This window comes from Methyloversatilis discipulorum (assembly GCF_000385375.1).
GTDB classification, from domain to species: Bacteria; Pseudomonadota; Gammaproteobacteria; order Burkholderiales; family Rhodocyclaceae; genus Methyloversatilis; species Methyloversatilis discipulorum_A.
On record NZ_ARVV01000001.1, the window covers coordinates 729,818 to 745,174 of the forward strand.

Consider the following 15,357-nt stretch of genomic DNA (forward strand, 5'->3'; position numbering starts at 1 on the left):
GAAATGGCAAAGGGAAAGTTTGAGCGCACCAAGCCGCACGTGAACGTGGGCACGATTGGTCACGTTGACCATGGCAAGACGACGCTGACGGCGGCGATCACGACGATTCTGTCGTCGAAGTTCGGTGGTGAGGCGAAGGCGTACGACCAGATCGACGCAGCGCCGGAAGAGAAGGCACGCGGCATCACGATCAACACGGCGCACGTTGAGTACGAGACGGCAACCCGTCACTACGCGCACGTTGATTGCCCGGGTCACGCCGACTACGTGAAGAACATGATTACCGGTGCCGCGCAGATGGATGGCGCCATCCTGGTGTGTTCGGCCGCTGACGGTCCGATGCCGCAGACGCGCGAGCACATCCTGCTGGCCCGTCAGGTCGGTGTGCCGTACATCGTCGTGTTCCTGAACAAGTGCGACATGGTCGACGACGCCGAGCTGCTCGAGCTGGTTGAAATGGAAGTGCGCGAGCTGCTGTCGAAGTACGACTTCCCGGGCGACGACGTGCCCATCGTCAAGGGCTCGGCCCTGAAGGCGCTGGAAGGCGACAAGACCGACCTGGGCGAAGGCGCCATCATGGCGCTGGCCGCTGCGCTGGACAGCTACATCCCGACGCCGGAGCGCGCGGTGGATGGCGCGTTCCTGATGCCGATCGAAGACGTGTTCTCGATCTCGGGCCGCGGCACCGTGGTGACCGGTCGTATCGAGCGCGGCATCGTGAAGGTCGGTGAGGAAATCGAAATCGTCGGTATCAAGCCGACCGTGAAGACCACCTGCACCGGCGTTGAAATGTTCCGCAAGCTGCTGGACCAGGGTCAGGCGGGCGACAACGTCGGTGTGCTGCTGCGCGGCACCAAGCGTGAAGACGTGGAGCGTGGTCAGGTTCTGGCCAAGCCGGGCTCGATCAAGCCGCACACGCACTTCACGGCCGAGATCTACGTGCTGTCGAAGGAAGAAGGTGGTCGTCACACGCCGTTCTTCAACGGCTACCGCCCGCAGTTCTACTTCCGTACGACGGACGTGACCGGTTCGATCGAACTGCCGGCCGGCACCGAAATGGTGATGCCGGGCGACAACGTGTCGATCACGGTGAAGCTGATCGCCCCGATCGCGATGGAAGAAGGTCTGCGCTTCGCGATCCGCGAAGGTGGCCGCACCGTCGGCGCCGGCGTGGTTGCAAAGATCATCGAATAATTAGTACAATCGACAGCTTTTGCGCCGGGTGGCTTGTGCTACCCGGCTTTGCTCTTTCGCTCTTTGGGAAAAACCAATGCAAAGCCAGAAGATTCGTATTCGCCTCAAGGCATTCGACTATCGCCTGATCGATCAGTCGGCTCTTGAGATTGTGGATACCGCCAAGCGCACCGGCGCCGTTGTTCGTGGTCCCGTGCCGCTGCCGACCCGCATCGAGCGTTTCAACGTGCTGCGTTCGCCGCACGTGAACAAGAGCTCGCGCGATCAGTTTGAAATCCGTACTCATGTTCGCCTGATGGACATCATCGACCCGACCGACAAGACCGTCGACGCGTTGATGAAGCTCGATCTGCCGGCGGGTGTGGATGTCGAGATCAAGCTTCAGTAAGTGCAGTCTTTTCCGGCGTACTTTTTGCCGGTAAGCGTCACCGGATGTTCCGGTGGCAGTTGAAACGGATCCCGGTCAATCGCAACCGGGATGAGGAGAAAAACATGACTCTAGGCCTTGTGGGTCGCAAGGTCGGCATGACGCGTATTTTCACCGACGACGGGCAAACCGTTCCGGTGACGGTCGTTGATGTGTCGAACAATCGCGTTACCCAGATCAAGACAGCAGAAACCGACGGTTACACGTCGGTGCAGGTCGCTTTCGGCAAGCGTCGCGCTACTCGCGTGAACAAAGCCGCCGCAGGTCATTTCGCCAAGGCAGGTGTCGAGGCCGGTGAGGTGCTGCGTGAATTCCGTGTGGATGCTGGCAAACTCGCCGAGTTCAAGGCGGGTGATGTGATCAGCCCTGCCTCGGTGTTCTCGGTAGGCCAGAAGGTCGATGTGACGGGTACGTCCATCGGTAAGGGCTTTGCCGGTGCCATCAAGCGCCACAACTTCTCGTCCAACCGTGCGTCGCACGGCAACTCGATCTCGCACAACTCGCCGGGTTCGATCGGTATGGCGCAGGATCCGGGTCGAGTCTTCCCGGGCAAGCGCATGGCCGGTCACCTGGGTGACGTCAAGTGCACCCAGCAGGGGCTGGAGGTCGTGCGTATCGACGAGGCCCGTCAGCTGCTGCTCATCAAGGGCGCAATTCCGGGTTCCAAGGGCGGCGACGTTGTCGTGCTGCCGGCGGTCAAGGGCTGAGGAGAGCGCGATGGCTGAATTGAAGGTTTTGAACGACGCTGGTCAACAGGCGGCGACGGTGCAGGCACCGGACGCGCTGTTCGCCCGCGAATACAACGAAGCGCTGGTGCACCAGGTGGTCGTGGCCTATCAGGCCAACGCTCGCCAGGGTGCCCGCGCTCAGAAGGACCGTACGCTGGTCAAGCACACCACGCGCAAGCCGTGGCGTCAGAAGGGTACCGGTCGCGCACGCGCCGGTATGTCCTCCAGCCCGCTGTGGCGTGGCGGCGGTCGCATCTTCCCGAACTCGCCCGACGAGAACTTCTCGCAGAAGGTCAATCGCAAGATGTATCGCGCCGGCATCGCCGCGATCCTCTCGCAGCTGGCTCGCGAAGACCGCATCGCTGTGGTCGAGAATTTCAATGTCGAGGCTCCGAAGACCAAGCTGCTGTCGAGCAAGCTCAAGGGCATGGGTCTGGATTCGGTGCTCGTGATCACCGACGAACTCGATGAGAACCTGTTCCTGTCGTCGCGCAACCTGCACAACGTGCTGGTCCTGGAAGCGCATGAGACGGATCCGGTTTCGCTCATCCGCTTCGGCAAGGTGCTGGTCACGCGCAGCGCGATGAGCAAATTCGAGGAGATGTGGGCATGAGCAACTTTTCGCAGGAAAGGCTGATGCAGGTTCTGCTCGCGCCGCAGATTTCCGAGAAGGCTACCTTTATTGCCGACCGTAACAACCAGGTCGTGTTCAAGGTTGCGCCGGATGCTACCAAGCCGGAAATCAAGGCTGCGGTTGAGCTGCTGTTCAGCAAGGGCGACAACAAGATCGAAGTCCTGTCGGTTCAGGTTCTGAACGTGAAGGGCAAGATCAAGCGTTTTGGCCGCACGTTCGGCCGTCGCAGCGACTGGAAGAAGGCCTTTGTGCGCATCAAGCCGGGCCAGGACATCGAGTTCGCTGAAGGAGGGGCTGTCTAATGGCACTCGTCAAAGTCAAGCCGACCTCGGCCGGCCGTCGTGCCGTCGTCAAGGTCGTCAATCCGACCCTGTACAAGGGCCGTCCGGTTGATTCGCTCACCGAGAGCCAGAACAAGACCTCGGGTCGCAACAACCACGGCCGGATCACGACCCGTCACAAGGGCGGTGGTCACCGTCAGCAGTATCGCGTGATCGATTTCCGTCGCAACAAGGATGGCATCGTCGCTACTGTCGAGCGCATCGAGTACGACCCGAACCGTTCGGCTCATATCGCGCTGCTGTGCTACGCCGATGGCGAGCGCCGCTACATCATCGCCCCGAAGGGCATGGTGGTCGGCCAGCAGGTGGTCAGTGGTTCGGAAGCGCCGATCAAGTCTGGTAATACGCTGCCGCTGCGTAACATCCCGGTCGGTTCGACGGTGCATTGCATCGAGATGACGCCGGGCAAGGGCGCCCAGCTGGCGCGTGCCGCGGGTACCTCGGTTCAGTTGCTGGCCCGCGAAGGCAGCTACGCTCAACTGCGTCTGCGTTCCGGTGAAATCCGTCGTGTGCACGTGGAGTGCCGCGCGACCATCGGCGAAGTCGGCAACGAAGAAAACAACCTGCGCAAGCTTGGCAAGGCCGGCGCAACCCGTTGGCGCGGTGTGCGCCCGACGGTTCGCGGTACCGTGATGAACCCGATCGATCACCCGCACGGTGGTGGTGAGGGCCGTACCGGTGAAGGCCGCGTTCCCGTCAGCCCGTGGGGTCAGCCGACCAAGGGCTACCGCACCCGCAGCAACAAGCGCACGAGCAACATGATCGTGCAGCGCCGCTACAAGCGATAAGAGGTAGGCAATGGCACGTTCAATCAAGAAAGGCCCGTTCGTCGACGCCCACCTGCTGGCCAAGGTGGATACGGCTCGCGCGTCGAATGACAAGCGTCCGATCAAGACCTGGTCGCGTCGTTCGACCGTTCTGCCGGACTTCATCGGTCTCACCATCGCCGTGCATAACGGTCGCCAGCACATTCCGGTCTATGTTTCGGAAAACATGGTCGGTCACAAGCTGGGCGAGTTTGCGCTGACCCGTACGTTCAAGGGTCACACCGCAGGCAAGAAAGCGAAGAAGTAAGGAGCGATGACAATGGAAACCCGTGCAAATCTTCGCGGTGTGCGTCTGTCGGCGCAAAAGGGTCGGCTGGTCGCCGATCTGATCCGCGGCAAGTCGGTCAGTCAGGCTCTGAACATTCTGGCTTTCAGCCCCAAGAAGGGCGCAAAGATCATCAAGAAGGTCGTCGAGTCCGCAATCGCCAATGCCGAGCATAACGATGGCGCCGATATCGACAGCCTCAAGGTGAAGACCATTTACGTGGAAAAGGGTGTTGTGCTCAAGCGCTTCACCGCCCGGGCCAAGGGACGCGGTAATCGCATCGTGAAGCCGACCTGCCACGTGTTCGTCACGGTTGGAGACTGAAGGTTATGGGACAGAAGATTCATCCGACCGGCTTCCGTCTGGCGGTCACGCATAACTGGGCTTCGCGCTGGTTCGCGTCCAGCAAGGACTTCCCGCGCATGCTCAATCAGGATCTGCAGGTTCGCGCGTTCCTGAAGAAGAAGCTGGCGCATGCGTCCGTCGGCCGCGTGGTCATCGAGCGTCCGGCCAAGAACGCCCGCATCACCGTCTACTCGGCCCGTCCGGGCGTGGTGATCGGCAAGAAGGGCGAAGAGATCGAGCTGATCAAGGCACAACTGGCCAAGATGATGGGCGTGCCGGTGCACGTCAACATCGAGGAAATCCGCAAGCCGGAGATCGATGCCCAGCTGATCGCCGATTCGATCGCCCAGCAGCTCGAGAAGCGCATCATGTTCCGCCGCGCAATGAAGCGCGCGATGCAGAACGCAATGCGCCTCGGCGCCCAGGGCATCAAGATCATGTCGTCGGGTCGCTTGAACGGTATCGAGATCGCTCGCCGTGAGTGGTATCGCGAAGGTCGCGTGCCGCTGCACACGCTGCGTGCAGACATCGATTACGGAACGTCGGAAGCGAAGACGACCTACGGTGTGATCGGTATCAAGGTGTGGGTGTTCAAGGGCGAAATGCTCGCCCGCGGCGAAGCGCCTGCGGTTACCGAAGAAAACGATAACGCACGTCGTCCGCGTCGTGACGGTCGTCGCCCCGAAGGCGACAACCGCCCGGCAGGCCGCCGCCCCGCTCGTGATGCGAAGCCCGAAGGCGGCGCACCGGCAGGGGATGCCGACGTGAAGTCCACTCAGCAACGAGTCAGAAAGTCAGGAGCTAGCAATGCTGCAGCCGGCGAGAAGAAAGTACCGTAAGGAGCAGAAGGGCCGCAACACGGGCCTCGCCACCCGCGGCACCAAGGTTTCCTTTGGCGAGTACGGTCTCAAGGCCACTTCGCGCGGTCGTCTGACGGCTCGTCAGATTGAGTCCGCACGTCGTGCGATGACGCGTCACATCAAGCGCGGTGGTCGTATCTGGATTCGCATTTTCCCCGACAAGCCGATCTCGAAGAAGCCGGCGGAAGTGCGTATGGGTAACGGCAAGGGCAATCCGGAATACTGGGTTGCGGAAATTCAGCCGGGCAAGGTGCTGTACGAAATGGACGGCGTCGACGAAGCGCTGGCGCGCGAGGCATTCCGCCTGGCGGCTGCCAAGCTCCCGCTCGAAACCACCTTTGTCGTGCGACAGCTGGGGTAAGCGATGAAAGCCAAGGATCTGCGGACGAAAGATGCCGCTGAATTGAACAAGGAGTTGATGGATCTTCTGAAGGCGCAGTTTTCGATGCGCATGCAGAAGGCGACTCAACAGCTGACCAACACCAGCGAACTGAAGAACGTGCGCCGCGATATCGCGCGCGTTCGTACCCTGCTGCAACAGAAAGCGAGTACGAAATGAGCGAGACCAATCAAAAGGTTCATCGCACGCTGGTCGGCCGTGTGGTCAGCGACAAGATGGACAAGACCGTGACCGTTCTGGTGGAGCGTCGTGTGAAGCACCCGCTCTACGGCAAGGTGATCATGCGGTCGAAGAAGTATCACGCGCACGTTGAAGGCCTCGAAGCGCACGAAGGCGATCTGGTTCAGATCGAAGAGTGCCGCCCGATCAGCCGCACGAAGGCGTGGAAGGTTACGCAGGTTGTAGAACAGGCTCGCGTGATCTGAAGATGTATTTCAGGGAGGGGCTTGTATAGCTTCTCCCTGCGTGCTATTGTGGCGCGCTTTGCTTCGCCGAGCCTCAAGGTTTTGTTGGGCTCGTCCTACACCCTGACGGGTCCAAGACTGACCGCTCTCAGAGCGGGATAAGTTGGAGATAACAAATGATCCAGATGCAATCCATGCTGAACGTGGCCGACAACACCGGCGCGCGCTCGGTCATGTGTATCAAGGTGCTGGGTGGTTCCAAGCGCCGTTACGCCGGTATTGGCGATGTGATCAAGGTCAGCATCAAGGATGCTGCGCCCCGCGGTCGCGTCAAGAAGGGCGAGGTCTATAACGCAGTGGTTGTTCGCACTGCGAAGGGTGTGCGTCGTCCGGACGGTTCGCTCGTGAAGTTCGACGGCAATGCCGCAGTGCTTCTGAACAACAAGCTCGAGCCGATCGGTACCCGCATTTTCGGGCCGGTCACGCGTGAGCTGCGCGGCGAGCGTTTCATGAAGATCGTTTCGCTGGCGCCGGAAGTTCTCTGAGGCCAGGCTGGAGAGTCAGATGGAAAAGATTCGCAAGGGCGATGAAGTAGTGGTGCTGACGGGTAAGGATCGTGGTCGCCGCGGTACTGTGCTGCGTCGCGTTGATGAGCGCTCGGTTCTGGTCGAGGGCGTAAACCGCGTGAAGAAGCATCAGCGGCCGAACCCGATGAAGGGTCAGCAGGGCGGCATCGTCGAGAAGGAAATGCCGATCGACATTTCGAATGTTGCGCTGTTCAACCCGGCCACCAGCAAGGGTGATCGTGTGGGCATCAAGACGCTTGAAGACGGTACCAAGGTCCGTTTCTTCAAGTCGAATGGCGAGTTGGTCAAGGCTTAAGGAACGACAATGGCGCGCTTGCAAGATTTTTACAAGGCAACCGTTGTGGGCGATTTGACGGCTCGCTTCGGTTACAAGTCGGTGATGGAAGTTCCGCGCATCACCAAGATCACGCTGAACATGGGTGTCGGCGAAGCGGTGGGTGACAAGAAGGTTCTTGAACACGCCGTGGGAGACATGGTCAAGATCGCCGGTCAGAAGCCGGTCGTCACCAAGGCCCGTAAGGCTATCGCGGGTTTCAAGATCCGTGAGGGTTACCCGATCGGCTGCATGGTGACGCTGCGTGGTCCTCGCATGTTCGAGTTCCTGGATCGTCTGATCACCGTGGCGATGCCGCGCGTGCGTGACTTCCGTGGTGTGTCCGGCAAGGGCTTTGATGGCCGTGGCAACTACAACATCGGCATCAAGGAACAGATCATTTTCCCGGAAATCGAGTACGACAAGGTCGACAAGGTCCGCGGAATGAACATCAGCATCACGACGACCGCCAAGACCGACGAGGAAGCCAAGGCTCTGCTCGCCGCGTTCAAGTTCCCGTTCAAGAATTGAGGTTGCCATGGCCAAGTTGGCATTGAAAAACCGTGAAGAGAAGCGTGAGAAGCTGGTTGCGAAGTTCGCCGCCAAGCGCGCTGCGCTCGAGGCTGTCATCGCTGACATGTCTGCGTCCGACGAAGATCGCGCTTCCGCGCGCCTGAAGCTTCAGGCGCTGCCGCGTAACTCCAGCCCGACGCGTCTTCGCAATCGTTGCGAGCAGACCGGGCGTCCGCGTGGTGTGTTCCGCAAATTCGGTCTTTGCCGCAACAAGTTGCGTGAAGCGGCCTTCCGCGGCGAAGTGCCCGGCATGGTCAAGGCTAGTTGGTAACAGGGGTACAAGATGAGCATGAGTGATCCGATTGCGGACATGCTGACCCGCATCCGCAATGCACAAATGGCACAGAAGGGCTCTGTTGTCATGCCGTCCTCGAAGATCAAGGTGGCGATCGCCGGGGTGCTGCAGTCCGAAGGTTATATCGACGGTTTCAGCGTGCGCACCGATGGTGGCAAGGCTGAACTCGAACTGGTCCTGAAGTATTACTCGGGCCGCCCCGTCATCGAGCGCATCGAGCGCGTCAGCCGTCCTGGTCTTCGCGTTTATCGCGGCATGGACGACCTGCCTCGTGTGATGAACGGACTGGGTGTGGCCATCGTTTCGACGCCGCGCGGCGTCATGACTGATCGCAAGGCCCGCGCCGAGAAGGTCGGCGGCGAAGTGCTGTGCATCGTGGCCTGAGGACGAAGACATGTCACGTATCGCAAAGAATCCAGTAATCGTGCCGAAGGGCGTCGACGTTGCTCTGAGCAACGGCGAGCTGTCGGTCAAGGGGCCGCTCGGCCAGATCCGCCGCGTGATCAACCCGGCTGTGTCGGTTACGGTCGATGGCGGCGAGATCCGTTTCGGTCAGATCGAAGGCGCCGAGAACACCAAGGCACTTTCCGGAACCATGCGTGCGCTGGTCGCCAACATGGTTCAGGGTGTCACCCAGGGTTTCGAGCGCAAGCTGCTGCTGGTCGGCGTGGGCTACAAGGCTCAGGCGCAAGGCGACAAGCTGAACCTGTCGCTCGGTTTCTCGCACCCGGTCGTTCATCAGATGCCGGAAGGCATCAAGGTTGAAACGCCGGCGCAGACGGAAATCCGCATCAAGGGTGTCGACAAGCAACTCGTTGGTCAAGTCGCTGCTGAAGTCCGCGCGTATCGCCAGCCCGAGCCGTACAAGGGCAAGGGCGTTCGCTACGCGGATGAAGTGGTGGTGATCAAAGAGACCAAGAAGAAGTAAGGGTGACGAACATGGACAAGAATATTTCCCGTCTGCGCCGTTCCCGCCAGACCCGTGCGCGCATCGCCCAACTGAAGGCCGTTCGTCTGTCGGTTCACCGCAGCAACAGCCACATCTACGCGCAGGTCTATTCCGGTTGCGGCACCCGTGTGCTCGCAGCGGCGTCGACCATCGAAGAGTCGGTGCGCAAGGAAGTGAGCAACGGCGGCAACGTCGAGGCTGCTACGCTGGTCGGCAAGCTGATTGCCGAGCGCGCTCGCGCGCAAGGTATCGAGCAGGTGGCATTCGATCGTGGCGGCTTCAAGTACCACGGCCGTATCAAGGCGCTCGCTGAGGCCGCCCGCGAAGGCGGTCTCAAGTTCTAACTGATCAGGCGACTCAAGCGATGGCTAAACCGCAACGCAAGCAAAACCAGGCCCAGGAAGAACGCGACGACGGCCTGCGTGAAAAAATGGTGTCGATCAACCGTGTCACCAAGGTGGTGAAGGGTGGTCGTATTCTCGGTTTCGCGGCTCTGACCGTGGTCGGTGACGGCGACGGCGGAATCGGCATGGGCAAGGGCAAGGCGCGTGAAGTGCCGGTCGCCGTGCAGAAGGCGATGGAAGAGGCTCGTCGCAAGATGGTTCGCGTGAGCCTTCGTGACGGCAGCTTCCATCACCCGATCGTCGGCCACCACGGCGCGTCGACCGTGCTGATCCAGCCGGCCGCCGCCGGTACCGGCATCATCGCCGGTGGCCCGATGCGTGCCGTGTTCGAAGTGATGGGTGTGACGGACGTCGTCGCCAAGTCGCTCGGCTCGTCGAATCCCTACAACCTCGTGCGTGCCACGCTGAACGGCCTGCTGCGCATGAGCACGCCGTCGGACATTGCCGCCAAGCGCGGCAAGACCGTGGCGGAAATTCTCGGCTGAGGTCTGTGATGGCTGAAAAAACTCTGAAGGTCACTCTGGTGAAGAGCCTGATCGGTCGCAAGCAGGATCACCGTGCCACGGTGCGTGGCCTGGGTCTGCGCCGTCTGCATCACACCGTCGTCCTTGAGGACACGCCGGCAGTCCGCGGCATGGTCACCAAGGTGTCTTACCTGCTGAAGGTCGAGGCTTAAATGGAACTGAATGACATCAAGCCCGGCGAGGGCTCGAAGCACGCGCGCCGTCGCGTCGGTCGCGGCATGGGCAGTGGCCTGGGCAAGACCTGCGGCCGCGGCCACAAGGGTCAGAAGTCGCGTTCGGGCGGCTGGAAGAGCGTCGGTTTCGAAGGCGGCCAGATGCCGCTGCAGCGCCGACTGCCGAAGCGTGGCTTCACGTCGCTGACGCGTGCGCGCAACGAGGAAGTCAATCTTTCGTCGCTGTCGCGTCTGCCGGTCGAGGACGTTGATCTGCTGGTGCTCAAGCAGTTTGGCCTCGTGTCCCGTGACGCGCTGTCTGCCAAGGTGGTTCTGTCGGGCGAGATCACCCGCCGCGTCGTGCTCAAGGGCATCGGCGCGACCAAGGGTGCGCGCGCGGCGATCGAAGCCGCTGGCGGCCAGGTCGGAGAGTAAGCGTTGGTTACTGCCGCCCAGCAGCCCGGCCGTAGCGCCAAGTTCGGTGATCTGTGGCGTCGCCTGTGGTTCCTCGCAGGCGCGCTGCTGGTCTATCGCCTCGGTGCGCATATTCCGGTCCCGGGTATCGATCCTGCTCGTCTCGCGGAATTGTTCCAGGGGCAGCAGGGCGGCATCCTCGGCGTGTTCAACCTTTTCTCCGGCGGTGCGCTGTCGCGTTTCACGATCTTCGCGCTGGGGATCATGCCGTACATCTCGGCGTCGATCATCATGCAGCTGCTGACCGTCGCAGTGCCGTCGCTTGAGGCGCTGAAGAAGGAAGGTGAGGCGGGCCGTCGCAAGATCACGCAGTACACGCGTTACGGCACTCTGGCGCTCGCGCTGTTCCAGGCCTTCGGTATTTCCGTTGCGCTTGAATCGCAGCAGGGACTGGTGCTCGATCCGGGGATGATGTTCCGCTTCGTGACGATCTCGACCCTGATCACCGGGACGATGTTCCTCATGTGGTTGGGCGAACAGATCACCGAACGCGGCATTGGCAACGGGATCTCGATCATCATCTTTGCGGGTATTGCTGCGGGGCTTCCGGGTTCCATCGGCGGACTTCTCGAGCTGGTGAATACCGGTGCGATGCACGAGCTGACGGCGCTCTTCATCGTTGCGCTGGTGTTCGCTGTGACGGCCGTGGTGGTGTTCGTCGAACGCGGTCAGCGCAAGATCCTGGTCAACTACGCGAAGCGTCAGGTTGGCAACAAGGTGTATGGCGGACAGAGTTCGCACCTGCCCTTGAAGCTGAACATGGCCGGTGTCATTCCGCCGATTTTCGCGTCGTCGATCATCCTTTTCCCGGCGACGCTGGCGGGGTGGTTCGCAACCACGGACAGCACGCGCTGGCTGAAGGATCTGGCTGCCACGTTGTCGCCTGGACAGCCGATCTATGTGTTGCTCTACGCGACGGCAATCGTTTTCTTCTGCTTCTTCTATACGGCGCTGGTTTTCAACGCCAAGGAGACGGCGGACAACCTGAAGAAGAGCGGTGCCTTCGTTCCGGGCATCCGTCCGGGCGAACAGACGGCGCGCTATATCGACAAGATCCTGACGCGTCTTACCCTGGTCGGTGCGGTGTACATCACGTTGGTCTGTCTGCTGCCTGAGTTCCTGATCCTGAAGTGGAATGTTCCGTTCTACTTCGGCGGCACGTCGTTGCTGATCATCGTTGTAGTGACGATGGATTTCATGGCTCAGGTGCAGGCGTACGTGATGTCTCATCAGTACGAGAGCCTTCTGAAGAAGGCGAATTTCCGCGGGGCTGGGTTCCCGACGCGTTAGGTAGCTATGTCCAAGGAAGATGTCATTGAAATGCAGGGTGAAGTTGTTGAAACCCTGCCGAATGCGACGTTTCGCGTGAAGCTCGAAAACGGACACGTGGTTCTCGGGCACATATCCGGAAAGATGCGGATGCACTACATCCGCATTCTTCCTGGTGACAAGGTAACGGTGCAGCTCACGCCTTATGACCTGAGCAAAGGTCGCATCGTATTTCGCGCCAAGTAGGTCCGGCGTTTGGTTCCAGTTGGAGAAATGGGATGAAAGTCCAAGCATCTGTAAAGCGCGTCTGCCGCAAGTGCAAGGTGATCCGTCGCCACGGTGTCGTCCGCATCATTTGTGCTGATCCGCGTCACAAGCAGCGTCAAGGTTGACGTTAGCTGGTGGTCTTTGATAACATTTAAGGTTTCGCTTTTCGGGGTGACTGCATGGCCCGTATCGCCGGCGTTAACATTCCTAACCACCAGCACACCGAGATCGCTCTGACGGCGATTTTCGGGGTTGGTCGTTCCCGCTCACAAAAGATTTGCGACGCTGCCGGCATTGCCCGCACGACGAAGATCAAGGACCTCTCGGAGGCCGAAATGGATCGGCTGCGGGAAGAGGTCGGCAAGTTCACCATCGAGGGTGACCTGCGCCGTGAAGTGACGATGAACATCAAGCGCCTGATGGATCTGGGCTGCTATCGCGGTGTTCGTCATCGTCGTGGCCTGCCGCTGCGTGGTCAGCGCACCCGCACGAATGCCCGCACCCGCAAGGGTCCGCGCAAGTCGATCGCTGGCGCCAAGAAATAAGCAATAGGACACGATCATGGTCAAGAGTGCTGCAAAAGTCCGGAAGAAGGTCAAGAAGAACGTCGCGGAAGGTATCGCGCACATTCACGCTTCCTTCAACAACACCATCATCACGATCACCGACCGTCAGGGCAACGCCCTGTCGTGGGCAACGTCGGGCGGCGCCGGCTTCAAGGGTTCGCGCAAGAGCACGCCGTTTGCAGCACAGGTGGCCGCAGAGGCCGCTGGCAAGGTCGCTGTCGAATGCGGTGTGAAGAACCTGGAAGTCCGCATCAAGGGTCCCGGCCCGGGTCGCGAGTCGGCCGTTCGTGCGCTGAATGCGCTCGGCATCAAGATTTCGTCGATCACCGACATCACGCCGATCCCGCACAACGGTTGCCGTCCGCCCAAGCGTCGGCGCATCTAAGAGGAATTAGAGAATGGCTCGTAATCTCGACGCGAAGTGCCGTCAATGCCGTCGTGAAGGCGAAAAGCTCTTCCTGAAGGGCGAAAAGTGCTTCACCGACAAGTGCGCCATCGAGCGCCGTTCGTATGCCCCGGGTCAGCACGGACAGAAGTCCGGCCAGCGTCTGTCCGGTTTCGGTCAGCAGCTGCGTGAAAAGCAGAAGATCCGTCGCATCTACGGCGTGCTCGAGCGTCAGTTCCGCCGCGTGTATGCCGAGGCCGAACGCCGCAAGGGTCAGACCGGCGAGAACATGCTGCAACTGCTGGAAAGCCGCCTCGATACGGTTGCTTACCGCATGGGCTTTGGCGCTTCGCGTGCCGAGTCGCGTCAGGTCGTGCGTCACAACGGCGTGCTGGTCAATGGCAAGCGCGTCAACATCCCGTCGTACGAAGTGCGTCCGGGTGATGTGGTCGAGCTGACCGAACGTGCCAAGGGCCACCTGCGCTCGAAGGGTGCGCTCGAAGCTCAGGCTTCGCGCGGTTTCCCCGAGTGGCTGGATGTCGATTCCAAGGCTGCTCGCGGCGTGTTCAAGTCGCTGCCGGCCCGTACCGACCTGCCCTCGACGATCAACGAAAGTCTGGTCGTCGAACTGTACTCCCGCTGATCGCTGGTGCGATCAGCCTGCTGACGTCACTGAGGACTGCAGATGCAAAGCAATGCTCTCTTGAAACCGCGAATCATTGACGTACAAAATCTTTCCCCGGCTCACGCACGCGTTGTGATGGAGCCGTTCGAACGCGGGTTCGGGCACACGCTGGGCAACGCGCTCCGTCGCATTCTCCTGTCGTCGATGCCCGGCTACGCGCCGACCGAAGTGCAGATCGAAGGCGTGCTGCACGAGTACTCGACGCTGGATGGCGTGCGTGAAGACGTGGTCGATATCCTGCTGAATCTGAAGGGTGTCGTGCTGAAGCTGCACAACCGCTCCGAGGCCTACCTGCGCCTGTCGCGTAACGGCGAAGGCGTCGTGACGGCTGGCGATATCGAGGTCACGCACGATGTCGAGATCGTCAATCCGGAACACGTGATCGCTCACGTTGCGCCGGGTGGCAAGCTGGATCTCCAGTTCAAGATCGAACAGGGCCGTGGCTACGTGCCGGGCACCGTTCGTCAGAGCTCTTCGGAGAACAAGGCGATCGGTCACATCGTTCTCGACGCGAGCTTCAGCCCGGTTCGCCGCGTGAGCTATTCGGTCGAGTCGGCGCGCGTTGAACAGCGCACCGACCTTGATCGTCTGGTGATGGATGTCGAAACCAACGGTGCTGTCGAGCCGGAAGAGGCGGTGCGCTACGCTGCCCGCGTTCTGGTTGATCAGCTGTCGGTGTTCGCAGAGCTGGAAGGTACGGCCCCGGCCGTCGAGCAGCGCAAGCCGGCGGTGATCGATCCGATCCTGCTGCGCCCGGTCGACGACCTGGAGCTGACGGTGCGTTCGGCCAACTGTCTCAAGGCCGAGAACATCTATTACATCGGCGATCTGATCCAGCGTACCGAGAACGAACTGCTGAAGACCCCGAACCTGGGACGCAAGTCGCTGAACGAAATCAAGGAAGTGCTTGCCTCGCGTGGTCTCACGCTGGGCATGAAGCTCGAGAACTGGCCGCCTGCCGGCCTCGATCGGGCGTAACACCGTACCGGCGCACCGCGCCGGATACAAGATGAACCGGCCACCTGCCTGACCCGCGGTGGCCGCATAATTTATACGGAGTCATCATGCGTCATCGTAACGGTCTCAGAAAGCTCAACCGCACCAGCTCGCATCGCGAAGCGATGTTCCGCAACATGGCCGTTTCGCTGCTGCGTCACGAAGCCATCAAGACTACGGTCCCGAAGGCCAAGGAACTGCGCCGCGTCGTCGAGCCGCTGATCAATCTCGGCAAGACGCCCAACCTGTCGAACCGCCGCCTCGCCTTCTCGCGCCTGCGTGATCGCGAAGTCGTGTGCAAGATTTTCGACGTGCTGGGCCCGCGCTATGCGACCCGCAACGGTGGCTACCTGAGCATCCTGAAGATGGGTTTCCGCGTCGGCGATAATGCACCGATGGCGTTTGTCCAGCTGATGGATCGCCCGGACGAGAGCGCGGAGCCGGTTGAAGTCGCCGAGTAAGCGATTTCCACCTGCACCAAACAAAAAGCCCC

Annotated in this window: 30 protein-coding genes; all 30 read left to right on the plus strand. The window is 60.7% G+C overall.

Annotated features, from left to right (window positions below; translation table 11 throughout):
* Positions 1 to 3: 3 nt before the first annotated feature.
* The 30 genes from tuf (at position 4) to rplQ (ending at position 15,325) form a co-directional block, all read left to right on the plus strand.
* Positions 4 to 1,194, plus strand: a complete 1,191-nt coding sequence (gene tuf / locus METRZ18153_RS0103470; protein WP_020163423.1) for an elongation factor Tu — start codon at positions 4 to 6, stop codon at positions 1,192 to 1,194.
* Positions 1,195 to 1,270: 76 nt separating this feature from the next.
* On the plus strand, positions 1,271 to 1,582 hold the full coding sequence (gene rpsJ, locus METRZ18153_RS0103475) for a 30S ribosomal protein S10 (RefSeq protein WP_018413334.1): 312 nt from the start codon (positions 1,271 to 1,273) through the stop codon (positions 1,580 to 1,582).
* A gap of 104 nt (positions 1,583 to 1,686) precedes the next feature.
* Positions 1,687 to 2,328 carry a 50S ribosomal protein L3 gene (gene rplC / locus METRZ18153_RS0103480; RefSeq protein WP_024300633.1) on the plus strand — a complete coding sequence of 214 codons (642 nt, stop codon included), beginning with the start codon at positions 1,687 to 1,689 and terminating at the stop codon, positions 2,326 to 2,328.
* Between the two features lie 10 nt (positions 2,329 to 2,338).
* Complete coding sequence (rplD, locus tag METRZ18153_RS0103485) at positions 2,339 to 2,962, plus strand: 50S ribosomal protein L4 (protein ID WP_020163427.1); 624 nt, start codon at positions 2,339 to 2,341, stop codon at positions 2,960 to 2,962.
* Positions 2,959 to 3,285, plus strand: a complete 327-nt coding sequence (gene rplW / locus METRZ18153_RS0103490) for a 50S ribosomal protein L23 (protein WP_020163428.1) — start codon at positions 2,959 to 2,961, stop codon at positions 3,283 to 3,285. The genes rplD and rplW overlap by 4 nt, the downstream gene beginning before the upstream one ends.
* A complete protein-coding gene (gene rplB / locus METRZ18153_RS0103495; RefSeq protein ID WP_020163429.1) occupies positions 3,285 to 4,112 on the plus strand; it encodes a 50S ribosomal protein L2 in 828 nt (275 codons plus the stop codon). The genes rplW and rplB overlap by 1 nt, the downstream gene beginning before the upstream one ends.
* Before the next feature lie 10 nt (positions 4,113 to 4,122).
* Positions 4,123 to 4,398, plus strand: coding sequence for a 30S ribosomal protein S19 (rpsS, locus tag METRZ18153_RS0103500; RefSeq protein ID WP_008061716.1), 276 nt, complete (start codon positions 4,123 to 4,125; stop codon positions 4,396 to 4,398).
* Positions 4,399 to 4,410: 12 nt separating this feature from the next.
* Positions 4,411 to 4,740 (plus strand): 50S ribosomal protein L22, encoded by a 330-nt coding sequence (gene rplV / locus METRZ18153_RS0103505; RefSeq protein WP_020163430.1) that lies wholly within the window; start codon positions 4,411 to 4,413, stop codon positions 4,738 to 4,740.
* Positions 4,741 to 4,745: 5 nt separating this feature from the next.
* A complete protein-coding gene (rpsC, locus tag METRZ18153_RS0103510) occupies positions 4,746 to 5,600 on the plus strand; it encodes a 30S ribosomal protein S3 (protein WP_019919625.1) in 855 nt (284 codons plus the stop codon).
* Positions 5,569 to 5,982, plus strand: a complete 414-nt coding sequence (gene rplP, locus METRZ18153_RS0103515; RefSeq protein ID WP_008061728.1) for a 50S ribosomal protein L16 — start codon at positions 5,569 to 5,571, stop codon at positions 5,980 to 5,982. The genes rpsC and rplP overlap by 32 nt, the downstream gene beginning before the upstream one ends.
* Positions 5,983 to 5,985: 3 nt before the next feature.
* A complete protein-coding gene (gene rpmC / locus METRZ18153_RS0103520) occupies positions 5,986 to 6,180 on the plus strand; it encodes a 50S ribosomal protein L29 (protein ID WP_019919624.1) in 195 nt (64 codons plus the stop codon).
* Positions 6,177 to 6,446, plus strand: a complete 270-nt coding sequence (gene rpsQ / locus METRZ18153_RS0103525; protein WP_018228087.1) for a 30S ribosomal protein S17 — start codon at positions 6,177 to 6,179, stop codon at positions 6,444 to 6,446. The genes rpmC and rpsQ overlap by 4 nt, the downstream gene beginning before the upstream one ends.
* A 155-nt stretch (positions 6,447 to 6,601) precedes the next feature.
* Complete coding sequence (rplN, locus tag METRZ18153_RS0103530; RefSeq protein ID WP_008061731.1) at positions 6,602 to 6,970, plus strand: 50S ribosomal protein L14; 369 nt, start codon at positions 6,602 to 6,604, stop codon at positions 6,968 to 6,970.
* Positions 6,971 to 6,989: 19 nt separating this feature from the next.
* A complete protein-coding gene (gene rplX / locus METRZ18153_RS0103535) occupies positions 6,990 to 7,307 on the plus strand; it encodes a 50S ribosomal protein L24 (protein ID WP_019919623.1) in 318 nt (105 codons plus the stop codon).
* 9 nt (positions 7,308 to 7,316) lie between these two features.
* The gene (gene rplE, locus METRZ18153_RS0103540) at positions 7,317 to 7,856 is read left to right on the plus strand and encodes a 50S ribosomal protein L5 (RefSeq protein ID WP_019919622.1); all 540 of its coding nucleotides are present in this window, start codon (positions 7,317 to 7,319) and stop codon (positions 7,854 to 7,856) included.
* A gap of 7 nt (positions 7,857 to 7,863) precedes the next feature.
* The gene (rpsN, locus tag METRZ18153_RS0103545; protein WP_019919621.1) at positions 7,864 to 8,169 is read left to right on the plus strand and encodes a 30S ribosomal protein S14; all 306 of its coding nucleotides are present in this window, start codon (positions 7,864 to 7,866) and stop codon (positions 8,167 to 8,169) included.
* 12 nt (positions 8,170 to 8,181) lie between these two features.
* Entirely contained in the window at positions 8,182 to 8,577 is a 396-nt protein-coding gene (rpsH, locus tag METRZ18153_RS0103550; protein ID WP_029143520.1) for a 30S ribosomal protein S8, read from the plus strand.
* A gap of 10 nt (positions 8,578 to 8,587) precedes the next feature.
* Entirely contained in the window at positions 8,588 to 9,121 is a 534-nt protein-coding gene (rplF, locus tag METRZ18153_RS0103555) for a 50S ribosomal protein L6 (RefSeq protein ID WP_020163432.1), read from the plus strand.
* An 11-nt stretch (positions 9,122 to 9,132) separates the two neighbouring features.
* Positions 9,133 to 9,486 carry a 50S ribosomal protein L18 gene (rplR, locus tag METRZ18153_RS0103560; RefSeq protein ID WP_020163433.1) on the plus strand — a complete coding sequence of 118 codons (354 nt, stop codon included), beginning with the start codon at positions 9,133 to 9,135 and terminating at the stop codon, positions 9,484 to 9,486.
* A gap of 20 nt (positions 9,487 to 9,506) precedes the next feature.
* Entirely contained in the window at positions 9,507 to 10,031 is a 525-nt protein-coding gene (gene rpsE, locus METRZ18153_RS0103565) for a 30S ribosomal protein S5 (RefSeq protein ID WP_020163434.1), read from the plus strand.
* 8 nt (positions 10,032 to 10,039) lie between these two features.
* Positions 10,040 to 10,222 carry a 50S ribosomal protein L30 gene (rpmD, locus tag METRZ18153_RS0103570; RefSeq protein ID WP_008061740.1) on the plus strand — a complete coding sequence of 61 codons (183 nt, stop codon included), beginning with the start codon at positions 10,040 to 10,042 and terminating at the stop codon, positions 10,220 to 10,222.
* Positions 10,223 to 10,657, plus strand: a complete 435-nt coding sequence (rplO, locus tag METRZ18153_RS0103575; RefSeq protein WP_019919616.1) for a 50S ribosomal protein L15 — start codon at positions 10,223 to 10,225, stop codon at positions 10,655 to 10,657.
* 3 nt (positions 10,658 to 10,660) lie between these two features.
* Positions 10,661 to 11,986, plus strand: a complete 1,326-nt coding sequence (secY, locus tag METRZ18153_RS0103580; RefSeq protein ID WP_019919615.1) for a preprotein translocase subunit SecY — start codon at positions 10,661 to 10,663, stop codon at positions 11,984 to 11,986.
* Positions 11,987 to 11,992: 6 nt separating this feature from the next.
* Positions 11,993 to 12,211 carry a translation initiation factor IF-1 gene (infA, locus tag METRZ18153_RS0103585; protein WP_008061745.1) on the plus strand — a complete coding sequence of 73 codons (219 nt, stop codon included), beginning with the start codon at positions 11,993 to 11,995 and terminating at the stop codon, positions 12,209 to 12,211.
* Between the two features lie 32 nt (positions 12,212 to 12,243).
* Positions 12,244 to 12,357 (plus strand): 50S ribosomal protein L36, encoded by a 114-nt coding sequence (gene rpmJ / locus METRZ18153_RS20465; protein ID WP_081627205.1) that lies wholly within the window; start codon positions 12,244 to 12,246, stop codon positions 12,355 to 12,357.
* A 54-nt stretch (positions 12,358 to 12,411) separates the two neighbouring features.
* The gene (gene rpsM / locus METRZ18153_RS0103590) at positions 12,412 to 12,777 is read left to right on the plus strand and encodes a 30S ribosomal protein S13 (protein WP_019919614.1); all 366 of its coding nucleotides are present in this window, start codon (positions 12,412 to 12,414) and stop codon (positions 12,775 to 12,777) included.
* A 16-nt stretch (positions 12,778 to 12,793) separates the two neighbouring features.
* Complete coding sequence (gene rpsK, locus METRZ18153_RS0103595; RefSeq protein WP_008061749.1) at positions 12,794 to 13,183, plus strand: 30S ribosomal protein S11; 390 nt, start codon at positions 12,794 to 12,796, stop codon at positions 13,181 to 13,183.
* A 13-nt stretch (positions 13,184 to 13,196) separates the two neighbouring features.
* On the plus strand, positions 13,197 to 13,826 hold the full coding sequence (rpsD, locus tag METRZ18153_RS0103600) for a 30S ribosomal protein S4 (protein WP_019919613.1): 630 nt from the start codon (positions 13,197 to 13,199) through the stop codon (positions 13,824 to 13,826).
* A 42-nt stretch (positions 13,827 to 13,868) separates the two neighbouring features.
* Positions 13,869 to 14,846 carry a DNA-directed RNA polymerase subunit alpha gene (locus METRZ18153_RS0103605; protein ID WP_024300631.1) on the plus strand — a complete coding sequence of 326 codons (978 nt, stop codon included), beginning with the start codon at positions 13,869 to 13,871 and terminating at the stop codon, positions 14,844 to 14,846.
* Between the two features lie 86 nt (positions 14,847 to 14,932).
* A complete protein-coding gene (gene rplQ / locus METRZ18153_RS0103610; protein WP_020163436.1) occupies positions 14,933 to 15,325 on the plus strand; it encodes a 50S ribosomal protein L17 in 393 nt (130 codons plus the stop codon).
* Positions 15,326 to 15,357 lie beyond the last annotated feature (32 nt).

Excerpts from the sequence above, each read along its gene's own strand:
- tuf (WP_020163423.1), top strand. The coding sequence starts at position 4 with ATGGCAAAGGGAAAGTTTGAGCGCACCAAGCCGCACGTGAACGTGGGC.
- rpsJ (WP_018413334.1), top strand. The coding sequence starts at position 1,271 with ATGCAAAGCCAGAAGATTCGTATTCGCCTCAAGGCATTCGACTATCGC.
- rplC (WP_024300633.1), top strand. The coding sequence starts at position 1,687 with ATGACTCTAGGCCTTGTGGGTCGCAAGGTCGGCATGACGCGTATTTTC.
- rplD (WP_020163427.1), top strand. The coding sequence starts at position 2,339 with ATGGCTGAATTGAAGGTTTTGAACGACGCTGGTCAACAGGCGGCGACG.
- rplW (WP_020163428.1), top strand. The coding sequence starts at position 2,959 with ATGAGCAACTTTTCGCAGGAAAGGCTGATGCAGGTTCTGCTCGCGCCG.
- rplB (WP_020163429.1), top strand. The coding sequence starts at position 3,285 with ATGGCACTCGTCAAAGTCAAGCCGACCTCGGCCGGCCGTCGTGCCGTC.
- rpsS (WP_008061716.1), top strand. The coding sequence starts at position 4,123 with ATGGCACGTTCAATCAAGAAAGGCCCGTTCGTCGACGCCCACCTGCTG.
- rplV (WP_020163430.1), top strand. The coding sequence starts at position 4,411 with ATGGAAACCCGTGCAAATCTTCGCGGTGTGCGTCTGTCGGCGCAAAAG.
- rpsC (WP_019919625.1), top strand. The coding sequence starts at position 4,746 with ATGGGACAGAAGATTCATCCGACCGGCTTCCGTCTGGCGGTCACGCAT.
- rplP (WP_008061728.1), top strand. The coding sequence starts at position 5,569 with ATGCTGCAGCCGGCGAGAAGAAAGTACCGTAAGGAGCAGAAGGGCCGC.
- rpmC (WP_019919624.1), top strand. The coding sequence starts at position 5,986 with ATGAAAGCCAAGGATCTGCGGACGAAAGATGCCGCTGAATTGAACAAG.
- rpsQ (WP_018228087.1), top strand. The coding sequence starts at position 6,177 with ATGAGCGAGACCAATCAAAAGGTTCATCGCACGCTGGTCGGCCGTGTG.
- rplN (WP_008061731.1), top strand. The coding sequence starts at position 6,602 with ATGATCCAGATGCAATCCATGCTGAACGTGGCCGACAACACCGGCGCG.
- rplX (WP_019919623.1), top strand. The coding sequence starts at position 6,990 with ATGGAAAAGATTCGCAAGGGCGATGAAGTAGTGGTGCTGACGGGTAAG.
- rplE (WP_019919622.1), top strand. The coding sequence starts at position 7,317 with ATGGCGCGCTTGCAAGATTTTTACAAGGCAACCGTTGTGGGCGATTTG.
- rpsN (WP_019919621.1), top strand. The coding sequence starts at position 7,864 with ATGGCCAAGTTGGCATTGAAAAACCGTGAAGAGAAGCGTGAGAAGCTG.
- rpsH (WP_029143520.1), top strand. The coding sequence starts at position 8,182 with ATGAGCATGAGTGATCCGATTGCGGACATGCTGACCCGCATCCGCAAT.
- rplF (WP_020163432.1), top strand. The coding sequence starts at position 8,588 with ATGTCACGTATCGCAAAGAATCCAGTAATCGTGCCGAAGGGCGTCGAC.
- rplR (WP_020163433.1), top strand. The coding sequence starts at position 9,133 with ATGGACAAGAATATTTCCCGTCTGCGCCGTTCCCGCCAGACCCGTGCG.
- rpsE (WP_020163434.1), top strand. The coding sequence starts at position 9,507 with ATGGCTAAACCGCAACGCAAGCAAAACCAGGCCCAGGAAGAACGCGAC.
- rpmD (WP_008061740.1), top strand. The coding sequence starts at position 10,040 with ATGGCTGAAAAAACTCTGAAGGTCACTCTGGTGAAGAGCCTGATCGGT.
- rplO (WP_019919616.1), top strand. The coding sequence starts at position 10,223 with ATGGAACTGAATGACATCAAGCCCGGCGAGGGCTCGAAGCACGCGCGC.
- infA (WP_008061745.1), top strand. The coding sequence starts at position 11,993 with ATGTCCAAGGAAGATGTCATTGAAATGCAGGGTGAAGTTGTTGAAACC.
- rpmJ (WP_081627205.1), top strand. The coding sequence starts at position 12,244 with ATGAAAGTCCAAGCATCTGTAAAGCGCGTCTGCCGCAAGTGCAAGGTG.
- rpsM (WP_019919614.1), top strand. The coding sequence starts at position 12,412 with ATGGCCCGTATCGCCGGCGTTAACATTCCTAACCACCAGCACACCGAG.
- rpsK (WP_008061749.1), top strand. The coding sequence starts at position 12,794 with ATGGTCAAGAGTGCTGCAAAAGTCCGGAAGAAGGTCAAGAAGAACGTC.
- rpsD (WP_019919613.1), top strand. The coding sequence starts at position 13,197 with ATGGCTCGTAATCTCGACGCGAAGTGCCGTCAATGCCGTCGTGAAGGC.
- METRZ18153_RS0103605 (WP_024300631.1), top strand. The coding sequence starts at position 13,869 with ATGCAAAGCAATGCTCTCTTGAAACCGCGAATCATTGACGTACAAAAT.
- rplQ (WP_020163436.1), top strand. The coding sequence starts at position 14,933 with ATGCGTCATCGTAACGGTCTCAGAAAGCTCAACCGCACCAGCTCGCAT.